Annotated in this window: 16 protein-coding genes; 6 read left to right on the top strand and 10 right to left on the bottom strand. The window is 36.1% G+C overall.

Translation table 11 applies throughout. The features are described from left to right. Window positions 1-73: 73 nt before the first annotated feature. From KO502_RS10490 to KO502_RS10500, 3 genes are read left to right on the top strand one after another with little or no spacing between them, the layout of a single operon-like run. Window positions 74-1,918, top strand: coding sequence for a von Willebrand factor type A domain-containing protein (locus KO502_RS10490; RefSeq protein ID WP_216022526.1), 1,845 nt, complete (start codon window positions 74-76; stop codon window positions 1,916-1,918). Then, entirely contained in the window at window positions 1,911-3,761 is a 1,851-nt protein-coding gene (locus KO502_RS10495; protein WP_216022527.1) for a HAMP domain-containing sensor histidine kinase, read from the top strand. Before KO502_RS10490 ends, KO502_RS10495 begins: the two co-directional genes overlap by 8 nt. After that, a complete protein-coding gene (locus KO502_RS10500) occupies window positions 3,740-4,429 on the top strand; it encodes a response regulator transcription factor (protein WP_216022528.1) in 690 nt (229 codons plus the stop codon). Before KO502_RS10495 ends, KO502_RS10500 begins: the two co-directional genes overlap by 22 nt. A gap of 55 nt (window positions 4,430-4,484) precedes the next feature. Here the strand turns inward: KO502_RS10500 and KO502_RS10505 are convergent, their stop codons facing one another. Further along, complete coding sequence (locus KO502_RS10505) at window positions 4,485-6,842, bottom strand: diguanylate cyclase (protein WP_216022529.1); 2,358 nt, start codon at window positions 6,840-6,842, stop codon at window positions 4,485-4,487. 478 nt (window positions 6,843-7,320) lie between these two features. Between KO502_RS10505 and KO502_RS10510 the strand changes: the two genes are divergently transcribed. Further along, window positions 7,321-8,022, top strand: a complete 702-nt coding sequence (locus KO502_RS10510; protein WP_216022580.1) for a PEP-CTERM sorting domain-containing protein — start codon at window positions 7,321-7,323, stop codon at window positions 8,020-8,022. Window positions 8,023-8,147: 125 nt separating this feature from the next. Here KO502_RS10510 and KO502_RS10515 read toward each other — a convergent pair whose 3' ends face one another. The 9 genes from KO502_RS10515 to KO502_RS10555 all read right to left on the bottom strand — a co-directional run bounded on the left by KO502_RS10515 (window position 8,148) and on the right by KO502_RS10555 (window position 18,059). Then, a complete protein-coding gene (locus KO502_RS10515) occupies window positions 8,148-8,672 on the bottom strand; it encodes a hypothetical protein (RefSeq protein WP_216022530.1) in 525 nt (174 codons plus the stop codon). Window positions 8,673-8,704: 32 nt separating this feature from the next. Next, on the bottom strand, window positions 8,705-9,118 hold the full coding sequence (locus tag KO502_RS10520) for an MAPEG family protein (RefSeq protein ID WP_252730720.1): 414 nt from the start codon (window positions 9,116-9,118) through the stop codon (window positions 8,705-8,707). A gap of 176 nt (window positions 9,119-9,294) precedes the next feature. Continuing rightward, window positions 9,295-9,714 carry a hypothetical protein gene (locus KO502_RS10525; protein WP_216022531.1) on the bottom strand — a complete coding sequence of 140 codons (420 nt, stop codon included), beginning with the start codon at window positions 9,712-9,714 and terminating at the stop codon, window positions 9,295-9,297. Between the two features lie 23 nt (window positions 9,715-9,737). Beyond that, window positions 9,738-9,911 (bottom strand): helix-turn-helix domain-containing protein, encoded by a 174-nt coding sequence (locus KO502_RS10530; RefSeq protein WP_216022582.1) that lies wholly within the window; start codon window positions 9,909-9,911, stop codon window positions 9,738-9,740. A gap of 172 nt (window positions 9,912-10,083) precedes the next feature. Next, complete coding sequence (locus KO502_RS10535) at window positions 10,084-12,738, bottom strand: glycoside hydrolase family 3 C-terminal domain-containing protein (protein WP_216022532.1); 2,655 nt, start codon at window positions 12,736-12,738, stop codon at window positions 10,084-10,086. A gap of 144 nt (window positions 12,739-12,882) precedes the next feature. Beyond that, window positions 12,883-13,632 (bottom strand): CBM9 family sugar-binding protein, encoded by a 750-nt coding sequence (locus tag KO502_RS10540; protein WP_216022533.1) that lies wholly within the window; start codon window positions 13,630-13,632, stop codon window positions 12,883-12,885. Next, window positions 13,632-14,207, bottom strand: coding sequence for a gluconokinase, GntK/IdnK-type (locus KO502_RS10545; protein WP_252730721.1), 576 nt, complete (start codon window positions 14,205-14,207; stop codon window positions 13,632-13,634). The genes KO502_RS10540 and KO502_RS10545 overlap by 1 nt, the downstream gene beginning before the upstream one ends. Beyond that, window positions 14,204-16,648: an NdvB protein gene (locus KO502_RS10550; RefSeq protein WP_216022534.1), complete on the bottom strand. Its 2,445-nt coding sequence runs from the start codon at window positions 16,646-16,648 to the stop codon at window positions 14,204-14,206. The genes KO502_RS10545 and KO502_RS10550 overlap by 4 nt, the downstream gene beginning before the upstream one ends. After that, window positions 16,641-18,059, bottom strand: a complete 1,419-nt coding sequence (locus KO502_RS10555) for an MFS transporter (protein WP_216022535.1) — start codon at window positions 18,057-18,059, stop codon at window positions 16,641-16,643. The genes KO502_RS10550 and KO502_RS10555 overlap by 8 nt, the downstream gene beginning before the upstream one ends. Before the next feature lie 472 nt (window positions 18,060-18,531). Here KO502_RS10555 and KO502_RS10560 point away from each other — a divergent pair, with 472 nt between their 5' ends. Together KO502_RS10560 and KO502_RS10565 are read left to right on the top strand one after the other, a co-directional pair. After that, the gene (locus KO502_RS10560; RefSeq protein ID WP_216022536.1) at window positions 18,532-21,561 is read left to right on the top strand and encodes a TonB-dependent receptor; all 3,030 of its coding nucleotides are present in this window, start codon (window positions 18,532-18,534) and stop codon (window positions 21,559-21,561) included. A 251-nt stretch (window positions 21,562-21,812) separates the two neighbouring features. Then, entirely contained in the window at window positions 21,813-22,541 is a 729-nt protein-coding gene (locus KO502_RS10565; RefSeq protein ID WP_216022537.1) for a SapC family protein, read from the top strand. Window positions 22,542-22,550: the final 9 nt, after the last annotated feature.

Genomic DNA, 22,550 nt, shown 5'->3' on the forward strand with positions numbered 1-22,550 from the left:
ATGATACAACCATGACAATTGATAAAATTAAGCGGGATATGATAGCTATATCAAAATAAAAAGGATGACTCTTATGAATAAACATATTTTAAGCCTAATTACCGTAGCCGTTTCAATTGCCTTACTGACTAACTGCTCAAGCCAAATGAAGCAAGACTCGGCAGATGAAAAGTCTACACCTGAAGTAATATCCGCTAACCAGCAAAAAGAAGTCGATGTTATTGACGTTCAAGGCATGCAAAGTGACATGTCTCGCGAAGTTGCCGCTCAACAAGAATTAACAGCCAAAAATGCTGAAAAAAGTGCGATAAAAATGGAAAAAAGAGAAAGAGCGCCAGCGCCACCAGTGATGGCGAAAACCCATTTAGCGCAAGCTCGTTCAACTTCTTCCTCATTAGCGGTAATGAGCGAACAAGGCCAAGGTTTTGAGAGTGATGTGCAACCTATGCCTGAAATATTGCTCGAACCAAAGCACTCACAAAACGCGTATCAAATATTTAAAAAATACGGTGTAAACCCAACTTTAGAAACGCGTAACACCCCTGTTTCAACGTTTTCAATGGATGTGGATAACGGCTCATATAGATTAGCCGCAGATATGCTCAACAGAAATAGACTGCCTAATATAGACGGTATTCGTATTGAGGAATTTATTAATGCTTTTGACTACGATTACACCCCAAGCAAAGACACTTTTGGCATTAGCGCGCAGGTTTTTCCGTCGCCAAATCGTGAGGGTTATCATGTACTACACTTGGGCGTACAAACTAAAAAATTAAAAGATATTGAGCGTAATCCGAGTAATTTAGTGTTAGTTGCTGATACCTCAGGCTCGATGCGCGGTGGTAATTTAGCGCTATTAAAAGAAGCGTTTACCACCTTAGTATCACAGCTTGATGCAAACGATAATGTGTCTATTATCACCTATAGCGATCAAGCAAACGTAGTATTACCCGCAACCAAAGTAGCAGATAAAAACACCATTTACGCAGTAATAAATTCCTTAACAGCCAATGGCAGTACCAATGCTGCATCGGGTATAAACTTGGCTTACCAACAAGCTGAAAAAATGTATGCGCCAGGCTTTAACAATCGCGTTATTTTAACGTCTGATGGTATGGCAAACGTAGGCTCAACTTCACCTGAAGGTATTTTAAATCGAATTACGGAAAGTAAAGACAAAGGCATATTTTTAACAACGGTTGGCGTAGGCCAAGGTAATTTTAACGACCATTTACTTGAGCAATTAGCCAACCAAGGTAACGGTCAGTATTTATATTTAGGTAACACAAAGGATATTCAAAATAACTTTGTTGATGGACTTACTCAATCATTACAAACTGTCGCTAAAGATGCCAAAGTACAAGTAATTTTTAATGAAGAAGCCGTAAGCAGTTATCGTTTATTGGGTTATGAAAACCGCGCCTTAAAAACAGAAGATTTTACCGACCCAAATAAAGATGGTGGCGAAATAGGCGCAGGACACAGTGTTACTGTTTTATATGAAGTAAAACTTACTGAACAACTATCAAATAAAGATGCAGAAGCGAGTTTAGCTGAAGTCGCGGTTGCTTATAAAAAGCCGATGGGTAACAAAGTTAACACCATGAAAAAATCTATCCCGCATAAAGTTATTGTTGATAACATTGGAAAGGCATCACCTGCGAGCGTACTTTCTATCGCGGTTGCTTCATTTTCTGAAAAACTTCGTCAAACCTATTGGGCTAGAAGTTATCAATATAATCAAATAAATGATTTGTTGAACAACTTGCCATTACAATATCGTCAACAAGATCAAGTTATCGAACTACAAAAATTACTTAAACACGCTGAAGTAATTGATAACCGAAGTGATGATTTTGAAGCGCAATATCCGGTTGCGCAAATGAACTTTGAAAGAGTGCCGTTACTTGATTAACTCTAAAAAGGTTAATTCTAAGAACTATAACTATAAGAACGTTAATTCTAAGAATTTAACAGATAACAAACTTACCACATTAATTTACCTTGTTATTGGTGTGGTAGGTATCGCAATTGGCAGCTTATTTATTGTGGAAGCACAGCAAAATAAGCTGCTGCTTAACGATAATTATCAGTTATTAACTAATACCATTCAAAAAACCTTAATCAGCCAAGCAACAACACAAGTAAAACATTACCCTACAACCAATAAGCAGGTTGAAGAACAATGGCTAACACTCGCTAGCAATATGTATTTATTTGATGATAAGCAGCGTTACCCGTATCAATTTTTAGGCAGTGCATCATTACAGCTTTCAGAAAAATGGCAGCAATTTACACAATTAGCACAAAGCTTGTCACCTGCAGAAAAATCAAGAATCGAAGCATTACAAGCACTATCGATAGCGATAAAGTCGCAAGACAACCAAGCAATAACGCAACAAACTAATAACTATTTTGATTTAGTGGCTAACTTTCAATTATCGGCGTTAAGTGAAGTTATCTCAGCATTAAAATTTTTAACCATTGATAGCGAAAACCAATGGAATAAAACCTTGGTTCAGCAAATGTTGATCAGCGGCAATACACTGTTTAAGCCTGTCGCTTATTATTTATATAAAGACAATAAACACTTTAGCCAAGCGGATATCGACAAAATACAACAAATGATGCTGCAGTTGCTAGAGCAAGCAAACCTTAATACCACTTGGCTAACAAAAAATACTGAACTAATGCTTAAATCTATTAAAATAGGAACTACTAGGCCATTTATTCTTGCAGAAAAACAGGTTAATTATTCATTATCAATACCCGGTTATATTTACCTTGAGTTAGATAATAATTATCAGCTATTAATGCCCTACTCATTAACTAAAGCATTACCCAAAGCCATTAACGAATTAAAGCAACAAGGTGTTTTGATGCCTGATGACGTTATTCTTTTAAACTCTGAGACTGCTTTAACTAATTCCAATTTAACCAATGTCAGCTTTATTATTAACAAACCCGCTTGGCAAACATTAGCTGAACAACAGCAATGGTTTTTTATCTCTAAATTTGTATTGTTAATTGTCTTTATTGTTTCTTTAACACTTGTTTCACGCTTATTGATTAGTCAGCAAAAAAAGAAACAAAGCTATATTGCCATGCGTGAACAGTTTATTAATTTAGTAAGCCATGAATTAAAAACTCCGCTAGCGGCAATAAGAATCATGTCTGAAACCGTAGAAAAACGCAGTACTAAACAATTAAGTGTAAAAGACTATCCCACACGTATTATTAATGAAGTAGACCGTCTGTGGTTAATGGTTGATAACTTACTGTCGATGAATCGCCTAAAATCAAATGAAGTAGCACTGACTCTGCAAACCGTTAGCTTGCATAATATTATTGATTACAGCTTTGAAAAACATAATGAACATAGTCCTAAACCAGCGACACTCAGCAATAATATTTCGCCAGATGCGCTGATCCAAGTTGATGAGTTATTGTTTGAATTGGTGATCAGTAACATTATTTCAAATGCGATAAAATATAACGATAAAACCGAAATAACTCTTAAGGTGAGTTACCACGAGGCCGATAGAAAGTTAATTCTTGTTGATAATTCTTGTGGTATTGAACCACATCAATGGCAACAGGTTTTTGATGAATTCCAACGCCTTCCCCAACAAAAAGCCATCAGTGGTAATGGCATTGGGTTAGCTTTATGCAAATTGATTTTACGACAACATAATGCAGATATTTCAATACAGCAATCAAGTAAAGAAGGCACCACATGGCAAATAGTATTCTTATAGTAGAAGACGATGATAATTTACGAAATTCTTTGGCAGATAACTTAGAAATTGAAGGCTACCAAGTATTTTCGTTCGCCTTAATCGAAGAAAGCCGCCAGTGGTTAACTGAAAACACCGTAGATTTAATAGTGTTAGACATTATGTTACCCGACGGTAATGGCTATGAATTAGCCCGTTGGATACGCCAACACTGCGACGTATTAATTTTAATGTTAACCGCTCGCAGCTTAGAAAAAGACGTAGTTGAAGGGTTTATTGCCGGTACTGATGATTATGTCAGCAAGCCTTATCGCATTAACGAATTGTTATTACGAATAAAAGCATTATTACGCCGAAAACCAACAGTCAGCGATGTTGCCATTACCTCCATCAATGGCTTTGAAGTTAATTGGCAGTTAAGAGAAGTAAGAAAAGATAACGAAGAAATTCATTTAACCAAAACAGCTTTCGATATTTTACATTTCTTGTTCAGCCACCAAAATAACACCTGCAGCCGAGATGATATTTTAGATGCAGTTTGGGGGAAGGATGTTTATGTTGATAACCGCACCGTTGATAATTTTATTCATAACTTAAAAAAACAATTAGCGGTTACACAAGACTCTGATTATAAAATTAAAACTATTCGCGGCGTTGGTTATAGCTTGGTCACCCAAACAGCTAAATAACGATCTAGTTGCTGATTGGAGTCTGTAAAAAGTCACATAATTATTGAAATTTCTATTACGTATCGCTGTATACCGCAAACTGATTTTTACCACTGTTTTTTGCTTGATACATGGCTTTATCAGCTTCATTTAAAAGCATATCAACCGTTTTTGGTGTTTCTCCGTTAAAGAAAGAAATACCGATACTGGCTGAAACAATTAATTTATTTCCTTTATATTCAAGTGGTTGATTCAGGTTGTTTAATAGTTTTGTCGCTATATTTAAAATCCCTTGCTGATCGGTTACTTGATTAAAAAGTATTACAAACTCGTCGCCACCAATACGTGCACTGGTGTCAGTTTTCCGTATTTGATTTTGTAGTTTTTGTGCTGCATTAACGAGTACTGCATCACCTGATTCATGGCTATAATTATCGTTAATCGCTTTAAAGCCATCTAAATCTATAAACATTACAGCAATGGTTGCGCGTGTTCTGTTTGCTGCTAAAACACTTTGCTCTAACCGTTCAAGAATAAGTTTTCTGTTGGGTAAGCCGGTTAATTTATCGTACATTGCCGCTTCATATAAATGCTGTTCGTAGGCTTTTTGTTCTGATATATCAGAGAAAAAGTGCACGTAACTTACAATATTTCCTTTATCATCAGGTATCGGGCTAATCCTTAACCATTGCGGATATACCTCTCCCGATTTTTTCACTTTCCATATTTCCCCTTGCCAATAACTATGTTCTGTAAGATGGTCGGAAATTCCCTGATAAAAGCTATCATCGTGTTTATTTGAATTTAAAAATGATAATGGTTTTCCTAGTATTTCCTTTTTTGTATACCCGGTTATGTCACAAAAAGCGGGGTTAATATCAACAATAATTTCATTAATATCAGCCACCATTAAACCTTCAGCGGCGTAACGAAATACATTACTTGCAAGGCGATCTTTTTCTTGTAACAGGTGTTGCTGGGTAATATCTATAATTGTACCAATTGACTTGTACGCTTCACCTTGGTTATTAAAAAAAGTATTACACCTTTCTTCTACGTATTTAATAGTGCCATTAGCCATTTGTAAGCGATAAATAATGTGATATGGCTTTTTAGAAGTTAACGAATTTTGATAAGCAAGGTTAACTTGGGCTCTGTCTTCATCATGCACTACCGTAAGAAGGTGATCATAAAGTGCTAATTTACTGTCCTTTTCAATTTCAAAAATGCGAAATATTTCATTTGAACAATAGAGAGTTTGACTAGCTAAGTTATATTCCCATGAACCAATGTGCGCTATTTTTTGAGCGGCATTTAAACGTTTTTCACTCTCATTAATTTCTTGTATTTGTTCATTTATTCTCTTTTTAAATTGGCGAGAACTTGAGTGAACCGCTAATAAAAATAAAAACTCTACAAAGATATAACCGAGTAAGCCGTAGATATAATTAAACCAAATAGACTGATTTAATGTTGCGACTTCATCATTAATATTACGCCATAAGAAAATTGAACCAACGGGTTTTCCTCCAGTTAATTCGGCTTTAAAATCGTAAAGAGGGAATGAGGTTAGTGCGATATGTTGATTATCAAAAAACAATGCTCTGGTTTCAGTTTTTGCAAGGTTAAAGCCCTGCGTGATTTTTTCATCAACTAAACCAGATACATTTTCTATAGTCGCACTTTCTAAAAAGCAATCACAAGACCCTATACTATGATTTTCAAATTTAGTGATAATAGCTTCTGGCCACATGTTTTTTTCAACATGATTTCTATTTAAAAATACAGCGCCATTTATGCCAACTTTTTCGATTAAAGCGGTTAATACATTATCAAAAGATGAGCCGACTTCTAAAGCGCCAACATTGACTTTTTCACCATTGTCGAGCGTGTGAATAATAGGTATGGCACTTCTTAAGCCTGAATAAATACGCCCAGTTTCAAAACCATGAACTGCTTTATGTTGTTGGTTAACGTTAACAATAGTGTGACGAACTTCGTCCATATTGTCGCCAAACTTACCGGGTTTATGTACTCTTAAAAAGCTTGTTGAGCCTGGGCCGAAGTGATAATGCAGTTGTCTAACCGCATGCTTATTTTGTAATTGTTGCCAGCTATCTGCCAGTTTTTTATTTAATTGATTTCGTACTTCCGCAAGCGATACTTCACTACTTTTTTGTAAATTAAGTAGATAAGCTTGATAAAATAATGCATTTAGCTCTTTGTTATTACCAATGAAATCAACAAGACTAGAAAGTTTTTCGTAGGATTGATGTAAGATTAATTCATAATTTAATTTAAGATCATTACCTGCGCGGTTTAACTCTTGTTCAAAAGTTTGTTCAGCAATTTTTTTATTGGCGAGAACAAAAAACAAATCAATAATGAGGATGACTACACTAATAGTTATTAAACTTTTTCGACTAAAACGCACTAATAAAACCTTATTTATAAAATAGAAATACAGGCCAACTATTCATCCTTTAATATAGTGGCCTAATGTTATGAAAATAACTAATACAGACGATATAGTACACCAAAAGTTTATACTTTAAGAATTCGCCTTGTTATCGTCACAATCTATATAGTGTACTAGAAGCGAGTTAAATAAGTTTGATCCACGCCTAATTAAACGAATAAAGCTAGAATAAAGCCAAAACAGCAAAATATTGACTACCATCTATAGCGCTAAGTCATATGTTAATATTCTGCACATATTGTTTAACATATGTAAAAATATTAATATAATTAAGCACTTACGGTGTTTTTTATGTCGGTAAGCTTTACACTTTAAATTGCACTTAAGAACAATAACGTTCTAACATCATGAAATATCTTGCTTTTGCAATATTGGCCTAATAACTGCTTATTAATAACTAATATTTTATTAAATTTAGCATTAAGAGGTAATTATGCAAATTTCAAAACAGTTCATTTCAAGTGCGTTCGCAAGTTTATGCTTATTGACAGCAATCGTTTCGACTCAAGCAAGTGCAAGCATAATAGCGCCAGAATACATTGTGAATGCATCAATAAATGGTGACAGTAACTCTGTTGGCGCTGTAGGCGGTAACAACTTCGATTACATTAATGAAATTTTTGTACGTGAGCGTAAATCAGACAATCAACAGTTACGTACTGCGTCTTTTGTTCAGTTTGATTTAACAGGCTTAACAGCAAGTATTGTAAATTCATCATCTTTTTCTGCTTCATTCGAAGCGGATTTAACAAGTAAATTAAACCCAAAAAACGACTTAGCTGTAATGATTGGTGCCGTAAATAATCAAACTTGGGATAATTCATTATTTACAGGTACAGTGCCATTATTTGAGTGGGCTGCAGACTCATTAAACCCAGAAGTATTTGCGAGCAACGTAAATGTTAACATTGCTACTGCAGAAACGTTCTCTGTTGACGTTACCAATATTGTTCGTAGTTGGGTTAATGGTGACACAGTAAACAACGGTTTTGTTTTATACGGTAATGCACGTCAATACCAAGGCGCTGCGTTTGAAAATACTAAATTAAGCGTACAAGTACCTGAGCCTACATCAATTGCATTAATGGCTATTGCTCTTATTGGCTTTGTTGCACGTCGTTCAATAAAATCATAAGACATTAATTAACCATAATTCATGATAAAGGCACTGATTGATAATCAGTGCCTTTTTTATTTTTATAATTAAAATAGTTGTTATCTTCTTGCAGTAACAGCTTTTAGTTCTGTATCTAGGCTTGCTTATTTAGGCCACAACTCCATTTCACAAATACTGTAATCAATATCTTTCGGTGGCTCGTGAGGCATTGTATCTACTTGGAAATACCCCCAAACAGCTATGCCAACCATAATGGTAGGTACAATTATATGCCCTACTGATTTAAAGGTGCCTTTCCAGCCTTTAAGGATTTTTGTCGGCTTTAATACCTTCATACCTTTTGGCGGAAACTGTTTATCTTTAAGCCCTTTGATGCCAATTGGCATCGTGAAAACTCCAATTATTAACGCACAAAACAACGGTAAACCTACAAGTACTGAATGCCATAGCACTGATATGCCAGAGAATCCTAATGGCGTATGGCAATGCGCCGTTCTCGCATACCAGCCAATAAAAGGGAAAACCCATTTTTCATGGGTAATTACAATAAAAGTTGCCGCTAACATCATTAGCAGTATTATGCGAATCCGCTCATTTTTCGGGTATTGTTCAGCATATTCTACTGTTTCTTCGTTTTTCTTTTCGGTTTTGAATTTGATAATACTCATTCCTTAAGTAAAAAATGCGGTTTCTGAATAGGTTATATTTTCTGTATTAGTAAGTTAATCCACAACGCCATAACGCACATAAATGAAGCCCAAAATGTCAGCATACGATGTAAAATATGGTTATAAGTTAAATGAATAATTGAGTGCGCAACACGAGAAATAATAAACAACCAAGCAAACACTAGCGCAACAGAGCTTTCGATACCGAAACAAATATAGAGAGTACAAACCACGTAAAATAGCGTCGGTATCTCAAATTGATTGTTAAAATTACGTGTTGTTTTGGTAATGAAATCAGGCACATCTTGCCCGTCCATTAACCGAAAATACTTAGGGCTTAGTTCACCTGTTTTCACACTAGCGAATCTAGCTTTAACAGCAATACAGGCAATAATAAACGTTAGTAATACCATTGCAAACATGGGGTATAACAATAAAGTACTCATTAAAATGATCGCTCCTGATGAGAATTATATTACCAAAATAATAGCTTAAATAAGATTAACTTAAGTGATTAGATTAGATGAATAAAATAGATGACTAAATGATTAAATGATTAAATGATTAAATTACACTTTTAGCATAACAGGACGAATACTTATACTCCTCAACCCATCACGACTCAAAGCTTTGACCATTTTTGTTTGAGGCCAATAAAATGAACAATACCAAAGCTTAAACAAATAAATGAACTCCACACCCAAAACTCTGGGGAACGCCCCATAGGGTTATTCACTAATAATAATCCGAGAATACCGCGAGTTAAATAGATACAGGTGATTAAAATAAGTCCTAAACGCAGTAAAGGTAAGCGAACAATAACACCTGCCGCAGAGAAAGCGTAAAGTGACCAAACTGATAAAACTAATACAATACCGCTAGTGATCAAGGTTGGTTGCATGCTACCGCGCTCGGCAAGTTGTGCCATTCCCTCCCCCGCACCAAAAAAACGATACCAAGAAGCACCAAAGTAAATACAACCAAGATGTAAAATAGCAGCTATTGCACTTAAAACGCCGGCAATAATTAAAGATATATTCATAGGTTAAAAAACCTCCTTGTTAATTAGTAAACGAGTACCTCTAAGCCTTTATGAGCAACCAGATTAAGCAGCTTTAATGAGGTTCCTTTTGGTGATTTCCCACCTTGTTCCCATGATTTTACTGTCGAAGGGCTTGTATTTAAATACGCAGCAAAAACACTTTGACTCACATGAAAACTTTCACGGATAGCTTTAATGCATCCCTTCCTTAAATAAAACTATAACGCTTAGCGTTATAGTTTTCACTTGGTAGATACGTATTTTGATATTTTTTGTTTGATATATAACCCAAAAAGAAAGCTAAAAAATATTAACAGATGTTTATTATAGCTTCTGGCTAGTGGGTTTAATGGTTATATTTCTTTGTTATTATTGGTAATAGAATGTGGATTGTTGCTTTATATTATTTAGTGCCGTACCAAGTAACACGTTAAATTTACCTGCTTCTGCTAGCCAATTATTGGTCTTGATGTCCCAGAAAGATAAATCTCGTGTGTTTAATGAAATAGTCACCTGTTTGCTCTCACCAGGTTTTAGGTGAACCTTAGCGAAACCTTTAAGTTCTTTTATTGGTCGTTCAACACTTGCTTCTATATCTTGCAAATACAGTTGCACGACTTCTGCGCCAGCGACATCGCCGGTATTGGTTACTTTAACCGTGACCTTAAGTTCTTCATCTTCAGTAATTTTTTCCGATGATAACCCTATATCTGTCAGTGTAAATTGGGTATAAGAAAGGCCATGACCAAAGGCAAATATTGGCTTTATATTTTGTTGTTCAAACCAACGATAACCAATGAATACACCTTCTGAGTATAAACTTTCAGTTGCATTATAGTCATTTAGCGCAATAGGTGCAGTATCTTCAAGTCGAACAGGTAAGGTTATTGGCATTTTACCACTTGGGTTAACATTACCCGTTAAAATGTCAGCAAAGGCAGCGCCCGCTTCCATCCCGCCATACCAGCCCCAAACAATAGCGTTAGCTTCATCTGCCCAAGGCATTTCTACTGCAGAGCCTGCAACAAGAAATACGATAGTTTTTTCATTAGCCGCAATAAGTTTACTAATAATCTCATCTTGTGAATTAGGTAATTTCATATCAGGACGATCAATAGACTCTCTATCATCTGCGTGACTCAAACCGCCAAAGTAAATAACTGCGTCTGCTTTTTTAGCCGCGGCGATGTATTCTGCTTCGCTACTGAATAATTCACCAGGAGCATTCCAACCTAAGACGAAACTATCATTCCCATCATAATTAATTTCAAACTCATAAGTTTCGCCGGCATTAAGTTCAATATCATGGGTCAGTTTGCTCATTTCATTAACAGATGTTTTCTCTGTCTCCTGCGCAAGGTTACTATGTGAATCAATAACAAGTTTGTCATTTATTTTTAATGTGAAGTTGCCAATATTTTCAACGACTAACTGATGTAAGCCTGTACTAAGCGGCTTAATTTTGGCTGTCATAGTAATAAACTGTGTCTTTAAAGGCAGGTTATTAGTTGTTGATTCAGCAATAGATTTTGCCGTGAATTTAGAATCAACAATCCAAGACTCATTAATAAGATTTTTACGTTCTCTTTCTGAGTAATACGATATATTCCAAGCCGCTGTTCCTGTCCAATGACGGCTTTCAACATAGTCACTCGCAATAGCAGATAATTCACTACTACGTGCCCTCATCACCTGAATATTTACATCATCGCCAAATTCAGCTTTTAACCCTTCTAGTGGTGTCATTTCGTATAACGATTTAACTTCCGATGAGCCGCCACCAGTACCGTGCTTTTTGTCAGCATTAGGCCCGAGTACTAAAATATTTTTTATTGCTTGTTTATCTAACGGTAAAATAGTCTCTTTCTGCTCGTTGCCAACTAAGTTGTTTTTTAATAACACCACACCTTCTGTCGCGATTAGTCGCGCGGCTTCTTGGTGAGCTTTAGTATTTCTTGAACCAGGCAAACGGTTTTTATCGTACATACCAATGCTGTGTTGTACTCTTAAAATACGTCGCGCTTTTTCATCAGCAACTGATTCTGCTATTTTTCCTTCTTCGATCATTTTTAAAAACGGTTTTGCTAAAAAGTAATCTTCGTACTTATCAACTTTTGTACCCATTTCCAAATCTAAGCCGTTAATCGCAGCATCATAAGTATTAATGTCTACATGCCAGTCGGTAAGTAATACGCCTTTATAACCCCATTCACCTTTTAAAATATCCATAACTAAATGCTTACTTTGATTAGCATTTGTTCCGTAGTATTGGTTATATGAACCCATCATACCCAGTACGCCACCTTCTTTAACTGCAGCTTCAAATGCAGGTAAATACACTTCTCTTAATGTACGTTCATCAGGTTTAGCGTTCACACCTATACGGTTTAATTCTTGAGTATTTAATGCGTAATGTTTTACGGTGGCGGCAACGTCATTAGCTTGAATAGCTTGAATTTGTGGTACTACTAATTTAGCCGCTAAAATAGGGTCTTCTCCCATATATTCAAAATTACGACCGTATAATGGTAAACGCGCCAAATTAACACCCGGCCCGAGAATAAAGTCTTTCTTTCTATCGCGCGCTTCAGCGCCTAATATTTCGCCATGTAAGGTGGCCATGTCGACATCCCAACTTGCTGCAACAGAAGTTAAATGAGGTAAGTAGGTTGCGTGATCATCAGTCCAACCGGCTGACGCCCATGTATGACGTTCTATTTGATGGCGCACTCCATGAGGGCCGTCTGATAACCACATTTCAGGAATACCAACGCGCTCAATAGCATTAACATGAAACTTACCACTGGCATGCGCTAAAGAGACTTTTTCTGGTAAGGTCATTTTGTTTAACATTGCTTCAACATCTTGCTCAACCGTGGCTAAACGTTTCGACTTATCTGCTTGTGCTAAAGGTTTGTTCGTTTTTGTTGATGCTAAGTTATTATCATTAACACAAGCACTTAAGCTTGTTGTTAAGGTCAGTACCGTAACCGATAACAAGCTAGATTTAAGTGTAAATTTCATAAACGAACCTTCTTTTAATAGTTGTTTTAAGTTAGTCATCTTTATTTCTGATTATTTAGTTGCTGATAATTTGTTGTAGCTAATTTGTTGTTTATAGTGAGTTGTAAATAGTTTGATTAGTAATAATTTGATTGCTAAAAAGTATTAATTTTTTAAGATAATATGCTGGAATACATCAGCTGTTATATAACCTAGATTCTTATCACCATTTACCGCTTTAATATCAGTTGAGCCAATAAAATGTTCTCGTTCTTTGCTGCCATCGTTGTCGCAATAAGCCAACATAAAACCGACCTTTTTACCGGTGAATAATTTCATAGGCTGTGTTTTTTTGTCGCTCATCGTGAAGCTGTCATCGTAAAGACGTACCGCCACTTCCCAAACCACGTTATAAGGTGGATTTTCGCTACGCTGCCATTTACTCGTAATATGATCATTTAATAAAACAAAATTATTTGAGCCATCTGCATTCTTCTCACCAATATCAACAGCTTGGTTATCAAGCGCAATATGGTAAGCAAAAGCATTAAAGTTAAATTGATGATTACCACCAGAGGCATCAGCATCAATAAATATCTCTAATGCGTCGTCATCCCAATACAAATGGCGCGGATCTGCGTGTTGATCAAATAACACGTCATCGGTTATTTCTACTAATAAATATAATTGCTGCTCATCCCACATAATTTTATATTTACCTGAAAAGTCTTCAGGCGTGAGGTCTTTACCTAAAATAATATTATCTATCGGGTGCCATTTAGCTAACAACCAACTTGCATCAGTGGCTATGCCATCAATTTTTATTGGTTCATTCGCTTTTTTTGCTTCAATTGCCAATGTATTTAGGGAAATCAACATCAGCACTGTGGTTAATAACTTAAAGTAGTTAGCCATTATTCCTTTTCTCCAAGTTTTTGGTTGATCATTATATGAGCATGCTTAATTACTTCTGCAGAGACCGATAACAAAGGCTGATTTATATCGATAATAACAACATCATCATTGCATTCAGGTGGTTCCATAGCTAGAAATTGACTCTCTAACAAATTAGATGAAAAAAAATGATTCTTACGTTGTGATATACGCTTAGCTATAATGCTTTTATCTCCGTTTAAATAAAAAAAATGACAGCTAAATGCTAACGTTTTAAATAACGCTCGGTGAGCTGATTTTAAACCTGAATACGCTAGCGCTACCGATTTTCCTTCTGCATATAATGTATTTAAATGATCAATAATTTTATGTAACCAAGGTATTCTCATTTCATCAGTTAATGGCTTATTTTCTGCCATATGTCTTTTCGCTTGTTCACTATGAAAATCATCTGCGTCAATAAATACTAATGAAATATCATCAGCCAATTTTTTAGCGATCACTGATTTACCTGTACCACTAACCCCCATCACGATAAATAAAATTGGCTTAGTTATTAAGGTATTTCTGGGTAAAGATGTAATTAATTTGGTCATAAGTGAGCACTTTTATTTTTCGGTGGAATTCTTACTTTCAAGTTATAATGTTGTCCTGCTTTTAAACCCGTTAAAATGTTATTTTCAATGACTCGATCATCGAGCATGACTTCTATTTTAGTTATTTCGCTATCTTGATATAATTCAAAATTAATAATTGCTTGCCTAAACAGCCTCTGGCCTGATAAAAATTTAATGTCTGTTGGTAATTTTGGGGCTACTTGTAAACCTGTCGCACAACCTTTTAATCCGCACAGCTCTTCGACTAAACAACGGTATAACCAAGAAGTAGTACCCGTATTAAATAAGTGACTTGAGCGACCAGCTTGCTTAGGAAGTTGATGATAAGCACCGCGATAGTAGTTAGGCACATAAATAGGTAATTGCCCTGTAACTTGGGCGTTATCAATTGATGGCAACATTTTACAGATAAGGTCAAAAGCTAAATCATGTTGTTCTATTTGATAAAGCGCATAAATGTAAAATACTGCCGCGTGGTTATACACAGAACCATTTTCAGAGATACCTGGGTGTTTTTGGGTAATACGGCCGACATCTTCGACCATAGCGGTGTAACTTGGCGCTAACATCATTACGCCTTTTGGCGTTATTAACTTTTCAGCGATTGCTGTTATCATTTGTGCTTGTTGCTGTTTATTTGATGCACCACTTAATATTGACCAACTTTGTGGATTAAGAAAAATCTTACCTTCAACGTCCTTATCGGTACCAAACACACGTCCTGCATCAGTAATACCACGGGCAAACCACTCTCCATGCCATAAGTATTGATTAACCGCATCATTAATTTTTTTAGCAGCAATGCGATAGTCATTATATTTTTGTTGATTAATAGCAATATTATATTCATCACAAAGGTCACACCACGTTGTAATAGCGTAAGCTGTTGCGAGTGATAACCAACTTGAAACACCTTTACCTTTATAACCCACCATATTCATGGGGTCACACCAATCACCTTGCTCTATAAAGCTTAGTTGTCGATGATCAGTTGATTTTATAAGGTAATCTAACGCTAATTCTATATGATGAGCGAAAGTTTGTTTTTCTGAAGAATCAGCAAAGCCAATCATTACATCGAGTAAATCAACATCACCTGTTTCATTTAAATAAACTGATAAACATATTGGTAGCCAGACACCATGATCTGCATGAGGTACCTGATTAATATATTTAAGTTCAGCCTCTTTATATAACAAAACACCTTCAGGCATGGCGCCATTAACTGTTTGTTGCGATACCGCTAAAATATAAGCTGCTCTAGTTTTTTCTGGCTGAATAAAAGCCATACCCATATTATCTTGAATATAATTACGGGTTTGTGGATCTGTACTTAAACGATTTACATCACCATGATAAAACATTTGTCTTGGTAACCAGTGATTGAAAAAATCATCAAAACCTTCATTGCCAGTATTAAGCTGTAAACAAGCCTTACCTTGGTTAATGTATTGCTGGTAGTTTTTTTCTGCTGTAATTCGTTTTGCTTTACTAAGGTATTTATCTTTAATTTTTTCAATCTCAGCTTCATCTTTTGCTGGACCAAATAAAAATTGATGATGCTTTTCTTCACCACTTAACAGTTGCTGCTTAAATTGCATTACCGCTACAGGTGTTTCATAAATAGCATCAACATTGTCTAGTAACTCGCTTTGTAATGCTGAAGGATTATGTAACCCTCCTTCACCTTCAAATACTTTTTGATTAGCATGCCAAGACGTTGGCTTGATATCACTTAGGAAGAATGTTTTATCTTTAAAGTCTTTATGCTTAAAATAATCTTCTACCTTTTGATATGGAGTAATAGAGTCGGCAACAATGGCATTTAAACTTTCATTATACGTGGCTGATTGATTCATCCATGACATATAACCAATAGTAAAGTACGGATAAACACTAATATTCTTTATATCACTGGTTAAATTCGTCATAGAGAAAGACCAACACTCCACTAAGTCATCCTGAGTTAAACTCACTTTAATACTTATTTTCAAACCTTTATGTTCAATTGCCCAAGCAATATGACTATTAGCCAGTTCAAAAGAAAAGCTGTCGAGTTGTACGCGCATTGGCTCGTAAGGCAGTGAAATAATCTCACCGCTATCTTCATCTTTTAAGTAAAAAAATCGTCCTGGATGATGACTAAAATAACTATGCTCTGGTTGAATAAAGCTTTTAGCTTCCATATTCGGGGCATAAGAATATTTAGCTGGCTCTGGTTGCATAAAAAGTGAATTAACATAACCACGGCAGTTAACTTGTACAACCATGCCGTTATTCCATAAAAAACCTGTAGCATTAGGCAATGTTGTTGGGCTATTAAGTTTTACCCTACTATGCTGATTATGTTGAATACGCTGACTATGCTTGTCATTGTTATCACTGATTTTTTCAATCGTGATTAAAGGGAAATTAGACATTAACGGCTCCACTACCTTCTACTTTATTACCATCAGAGTTTACTGTTGTTTGAGGTGCATTTGTTTGAGGTGCATTTTCTTTGCTGTAAAGCTCGTCTTGTAATTTACTCAGTTGTTTTTCTCCTAACGGATAAAAGTAAATTAACGGTACTGCAATAGCAGCAAAAATAGCGGGGATTACTGTCATTAATAAAACAATGCCCTCTTGAGAATTACCTGTTTGCACTTGATTTGCTACATAACCGAGAGAGCCTAAAAGCCAACCGATCATTGCGCCAGCTAATGCGCCACCCAGCTTTTGTGCAAAAGCTGCCGCAGAAAAAATCATTGCTGTTGCTCTTCGACCTGTGCGCCACTGAGAATAATCAGCAGTATCCGCATACATTGAAAACACTAAAGGGGATTTCGGCCCTAACGCGAAACCAATAAGAATTTGTAAAATAAACATCAATGTGACGTTGTCGTTAGGCACAAAATAAAAAACGAATGAAAGTACTGCCACTATTGTCATTAAAATCATCAACAAAATACGTTTATCAACAAACTTAGTTAATAGTGGCGTTGATGCTGCACCTATCGCTAATGCAATCATGTAAACCATGGCAAAACTCCCTATTAAATCTGGGCGATCTACATAATATTTAAAATAAAAAGTACCGGTACTAGCTCTTAAGGAGATAGTCATCATGATAATTAACGCTAATACAAATAAAATTTTCCAAGGGGCATTATTCGTTAAGTCTTGTAATACAGGTGTTTTTTGTTGTGGCGGTGGAGATATACGTTCTTTAGTTGATAAGAAAGTGATAATAAAAAGTACGGCAGAAATTAAACCATAAAGCAGCATAGTAAGCTGCCAACCAAGTACTTCATCGCCTTGGCCAAAATAACTAACTAGCTCTGGTGTCATATAGGCAACAAGGCTACCGCCTGAAAAGGCACCAATAAAACGGAAACTTGTTAACGTTGTTCTTTGTTGGCTATCACTTGTTACTACACCTAATAAAGCGCCATAAGGCACATTAATAAAAGTGTAGGCAAGCATCATGAATATATAGGTAGCGTACGCCCAAATGAGTTTATTGCTATCACTAACCTCAGGTACGGTAAACGTTAAAACACCTGCGGCCACCATAGGGATGATTCCCCATAATAAATACGGCCTGAATTTTCCAAGTCGTGTTGTCGTTCTATCAGCTAATGCGCCCATTAACGGATCAGAAAAGGCGTCAACTAAACGCGTTACCAACATCATAGTACCTACCGCTGCGGCAGGTAAACCAAAGACATCGGTATAAAAAATAAAGAGAAATACGTCGAATACTCGCCAATAAAAATTAGAGGCAACATCACCACAGGCGTATCCTACTTTTTCTGTTATAGAGAGTTGATGTTTTATTTTTTTTATCATTCTTTCAACCTTATTAATGTCTGTATATTTTTTACAGCTCCTATTAGCTTAGCACCTGACTTTCATTATCATTGCATTTACATCTATCACAAGAATGTAGCTTAAATCATGAATATTTATTCTAACAAGCAAAAAATGTAAGCGCTTACAAATATACGTGCATTATAATTATTATCAATAACTAAATTATTAAACACATGCCAAAAATAAATCAAACCATTGAAATAAAAGGGTTATTTATTTTTAATAAATATATTAATTCATATTAATATGATAGTTTTAGTGTATAAGCTTTAATTTAATTTGAAATAACTATTGACGAGAAATTATTATTAACCTACCTTTTATGTAAGCGCTTACATAAATATATTTATATTCACTTGTTAAAATTTAGTAACGGGTTGATTTTTTTGTATAGCAAATTAAGCGTCATTTAAACCAATAATTATAAAATGTTCCACAAAAACTGGGGATGCACATGTATAACAAATCATTTACTAAAACAAAAATTGCGACGAGTTTATCGTTAATACTCGGCGCAACAACTCTACCTGCAATTGCAGCAGAAGACGTTTCAAAACAAGCTATTGTTAATGCCGATGTTGAAACAATTCAAGTAACAGGGCTACGCTCAAGTATCAAAGAATCAACGCGACTGAAGCGTGACGCTACTGGTGTTGTTGATGCTATATCAGCAGAAGATATTGGTAAATTTCCAGACACCAACTTAGCCGAATCACTACAACGTATTACTGGTGTATCCATTGATCGCTCAAATGGCGAAGGTAGCCGTGTTACGGTTCGTGGTTTTGGCCCACAATACAACATGGTAACGTTAAATGGTCGTCAAATGGCTTCTACTTCTTTACCAGATGGTGGTGGCGCTTCAGATAACCGTGCATATGATTTCCAAAATCTTGCTTCTGATGCGGTTCAGTCTGTCGAAGTATACAAAACAAGTAATGCTGCAGTTGCAAGTGGAGGTATTGGTGCAACCATTAATATTAATACTTCTAAGCCACTTGATAATCCAGGCTTTATTGCCAGTGTTGCAGGCGCAGTACTTATGGATACTTCGGTAAGAGGTGGCGTTGCTGATTATAGTGATAAAGTAACACCTGAATTTTCAGGCTTATTAAGCTGGACAGACGAAGAAGAAATGTTTGGTGCTTCTTTAACCGCTAGTACTTCTAAACGTGATAGTAGCTCAACAAGTGCTGAAGTAGCACAATGGAGAAATACACCTTGGGACGGTACAGTAGCTGGCGAAGTACCTAGCGGCTCAGGCACGCCTCTACAAATTACCAATGAACCAGGCATGGGAGAAGCACATGCGCTTCCTTCAGATCTTGCTTACCGTTTATGGGACAGACAACGTGAACGTACAAACGCTCAATTAACATTACAGTATCGCCCTATTGAAAGTGTTACAGCAACGTTTGACTACACTTATTCAAAATTAGAGCAAGAGCAACAAGGTACTGAGTTATCTATTTGGATGGATACTTATAAAAGTGATATCACTTTTACTGAAGGTTTAAATCCATCACCTTTATATTATGCAGAAGACAGAAGAGAACAAGCCCCACGTGATATCGCGGTAAAACAAAAATACCGTAATTCACTTACGGAAGACAAATCTATTGGTCTTAATTTAGAATGGCAAGTCAATGATGATTTAAGTTTTGCATTGGATTATAACGATTCATCTTCTGAATCATCACCAACCTCAAGCTATGGTAATGATGTAACTGTTGGTTTAGGGTCTAACGTGTTAGCAGGACAAGGCGCAACCTATGGTGCGAGTGGTATTCCTGAAATTCATGTTGACTTTGATGATTGTGATTCACGCATTGGTTTAAACTGTAATAATGTATTTGATGAGAGCGATGTAGGTACTTCAATTTACCAAAAAGCACATGCGTATAATACTAATGATATTACTCAAATTCGCATTGACGGTACCTGGGAGTTTGAAGATGGTAGAATTGATTTTGGTGTTGAATCAAGAGAAATGGATAACCACTCGGTTCAATCAAGTACCAACCAATCAATGGGTGATTGGGGTGTAAATAATCCTGGTGAAATTCCTGCAGGTATGATTGAAGCTATCGACTTCAATGATGCTTTAAATGATTATAAAACAGCAGGCTGGACTCAAGGTTTCCGTGGCGACACAATCGCCTTGGCTGACTGGGCTGCAACAGTTTACGATTTAGATTTAGGTCGAGATACATCTGTCGGTACAGATCGTCGTATTCAAGAAGATGTCACTGCAGCGTACGTAAAAGCTTCTTATAGTGATTATATTGCTGATATGCCGTATAACGTTGCTGTAGGTTTACGCTATGAAGATACTAAGTCAACATCAACAGCTAACATTGCATCCCCAACAGCGGTAGTATGGAAGAGTAACGATGACTTTGAGATCAACCAAGGAGCAGCCGTAGATGCTGATTTCTATAGCACTTCAAATTCTTATTCTCATTTCTTACCTAATATCGATTTTGATATTAATATAATCGAAAGCGTAAAAGCTCGTGCTTCATTTAGTCAAACCATTGCTCGCCCTACTTACGGTCAATTAAGTAATGCGACATCAATTACAGGTGGCCCAAGTTCACCATCAGTACTTAATGCAACCCCTGGCTCTGCCAATACAGGTAACCCATCACTTGTACCATTAGAGTCAACGAATTTTGATATTTCAATGGAATGGTACTTTGATGATACAAGCTATGTATCTGCGGGTTACTTCCGAAAAGATGTTGATAAATTTGTCGGCAATGGACCTATAGATCAGCCATATTATGGTTTAACTGACCCTAGCGGCGGCCCAAGAGCTGAACAAGCTGTAGCTGATTTAGCTGCTGCTGGTATCACTCTAAACGCAACCACGTTATTTTCACAAATGGCAGCTAATCAGTTAGGTGAAGCGCTTTATGCAAATGGCCATACGGATTTAGATTATGAATCATTGGTTGATGTAATTGGCAATAGTGACGATCCAGAAATGAATTTCCTTTCTCAATCACCTGTTAATAATAAATCAGCGGTAATTGATGGTTTAGAATTGGCGGTTCAACACTTCTTTGGGGATAGTGGTTTTGGCGTACAAGCTAACTACACTCTTGTTAATGGAGATATAGAGTTTGATTTAGCCAGTACTGAAGAGCAGTTTGCTTTACTAGGCTTAAGTGATACAGCCAACCTAGTATTACTATACGAAATGGATGATTTATCTGCTCGTATCGCTTATAACTGGCGTGATGAGTTTTTAAACAACGCGGCAATTTATGAAAATGAACCTGAGTTTACTGAGGCCTATTCACAAATTGACTTCAGCATTGGTTATCAAGTAACTGAGAAGTTATCAATGTCATTCGCGGGTATAAACATTACAGGTGAAGACCCTCGTAAGCATGGTCGTACTGCCAACCAATTAACTTCTGCTGAAGAATGGGATGCGCGTTATGAGCTTAGTGCTCGTTACACATTCTAAATTTTTGAAAAGTTAACTATTCACCCTATACTTGAAACTATTATCAATGTTAATGGTTTCTAGTCATAGGCTAATGAATATATTGCTATAAGCCGCTGTATCGCAAGGTCAGCGGCTTAATCTATCTAAAACCGTAATTTTGCTAACTATGTTAGAGTCTGTTGATTCTAATAAAAACACACGACAATAATATTTTCTAAAGAGAGGTTTTTTAACTCCTTTTATAAAATATTCATTGCAAGGAATACATCATGGCTAATCACAATATTCTCGATAATAAAAATCACAAAGACATAAAAATAATTACCGATTTTGACGATAAATTTTCAGAAAAAACCAATAGCGCATTAATTTTCCCGACTGAAATTAAAGATGCCCAACGTGACTACCCTATTCTTTTTATTAAAAACCCTGACACAGGTGAATTTCAAAGTGTTGTATTATTAGGGCTTGTTGAAAACGAAAACCTTTATATTAATAAAGGTTGGCAAGCGAGTTATATTCCAGCAATGATCAGCAAAGGTCCTTTTGTCATAGCCTTTGAAGAAAAAGACAATAATGGGGAAAAGATTAAACAACCCATTGTTGCGATTGATATGGATAACCCGCGAGTTAATACCAAAAGTGGTGAAGCTTTATTTTTAGAAAATAGCACCGCGAGCCCATATCTCCAGCAAGTAAACCAGTCATTAAAAACTCTTTATGATGGCTCTTTACTTAATCAAGAAATGTTCAAAGCGTTTTTAAAACATGATTTAATTGAACCTATCGCCTTAAATATCGAATTAAACAACGGTAGTAAAATAAACCTTGCAGGTAATTATACAATTAACGAAGAGAAGCTTTCTAAACTAACTGGCGACGCACTTAATGAGCTTCATAGCGCTGGCCTGTTAAGAATTGCTTACTTTATTACTGCTTCTTTAGGTAATATTAAACGCCTAGTTGATTTAAAAAATGCACAAGATCTAACTCGCTGAAATTGATAC

The sequence above is a fragment of the Colwellia sp. E2M01 genome (assembly GCF_018860585.1).
In the GTDB taxonomy this organism is placed as follows: Bacteria; Pseudomonadota; Gammaproteobacteria; order Enterobacterales; family Alteromonadaceae; genus Colwellia.